Origin of the sequence: Mammaliicoccus sp. B-M6, from assembly GCF_022386965.1 — a bacterium.
GTDB classification, from domain to species: domain Bacteria; phylum Bacillota; class Bacilli; order Staphylococcales; family Staphylococcaceae; genus Mammaliicoccus; species Mammaliicoccus sciuri_A.
In genome coordinates, this window is record NZ_JAJNHJ010000092.1 from 1 (window position 1) to 321 (window position 321).

1 pseudogene is annotated in these 321 nt (G+C 30.2%); it reads left to right on the forward strand.

The features are described 5' to 3' along the window. Positions 1-11: 11 nt before the first annotated feature. A pseudogene (locus tag LQ693_RS13560) lies at positions 12-321 on the forward strand (helix-turn-helix domain-containing protein); the annotation flags it as partial.

A 321-nucleotide genomic window follows, 5' to 3' on the forward strand; every position in this document is an offset into this window, starting at 1 on the left:
GTGTTTTTTCTATGAAAAGAGTGGCATATTCAGTTGAAACAAAATATAAAGTAGTAGAAATGAAACTTAAAGGATATAGTACAAGAGAAATAATGGATGCTTTAAATATTAAAAATGAATCTCAAGTTAAAGTGTGGTGGAAATGGTATAGAAATGGGGAAACACATAGATTCAATCAACAAGTAGGTAAACAATATTCCTACGGAAAAGGAAATGAAGAATTGAGTACTGTTGAGACGCTAAAAATTGAATTAAAGCGCAAAGAAGTAGAAAATGAAATTTTAAAAAAGTACAAGGAATTGGAAAGGAAGTGGTCCCAGA